The 673-nt window shown below is 71.3% G+C and carries 1 protein-coding gene; it reads left to right on the top strand.

What is annotated here, in order from left to right:
* Nucleotides 1–553, top strand: a 553-nt coding sequence (locus HUK84_RS21620; RefSeq protein ID WP_176641974.1) for a glycoside hydrolase family 3 protein, incomplete at its 5' end; no start/stop codon positions are given.
* Nucleotides 554–673 lie beyond the last annotated feature (120 nt).

Raw genomic sequence — 673 nt, 5'->3', positions numbered from 1 at the left:
GGCCGCGCTGCTGACCGGCGCGCGCGATTTCGCCGGCCGCCTGCCGGCGACCTTCACCGGGGGGCAGACCCCGGCGCAGCTCACGATGTCGTGCTACAAGGCATTCGACCGGGCGCATGTCGCGCCGCTGTTTCCCTTCGGCTACGGCCTGTCGCTGCGGGCGCAGTTTTCCTATGGCGGGCTGCGGGTGACGCGGGACGGCACGCGGCTGGTGGTGTCGTTCGACGTCGCCAATGACGGCAGCGGCGCGGGGCGCGACGTGCCGCAGATCTATCTGGACCTGCCGGCGGGGGTGGGGGACGCGCCGAAGCGGCTGATCGGCTGGCGGAGCGTGCAACTGGCGCCGGGGCAGCAGGCGCATCTGTCGGTGGGGATCGACGCGCATCTGCTGGGCCAGTGGAATCCCGGCGGGCTGGAATGGGTGGTGCCGGCCGGCGATTACGCGGTGTCGCTGGGCGGGCATTCCGCCAACCTGGTGCGCCAGGCGACGATCCATCTGCCGGAACTGCGTGTGCCGGCGGCGTTGGGCGACGGGGCCGAGGCGGCGGAATAGATCAGCTTTGGAATAGATCAGCTTCGAAATAGATCAGCTTCCGGGGCGGACGATCATGCAGTCCAGGCCCTGGGTGCGCAGGGTGGCGCAGGCCGAGGCGGCGCTGGCGCGCGCCAGGCC

Origin of the sequence: Nguyenibacter vanlangensis, from assembly GCF_013376155.1 — a bacterium.
Classification (GTDB): Bacteria; Pseudomonadota; Alphaproteobacteria; order Acetobacterales; family Acetobacteraceae; genus Gluconacetobacter; species Gluconacetobacter vanlangensis.
This window is presented reverse-complemented; position numbering and strand designations above follow the sequence as displayed.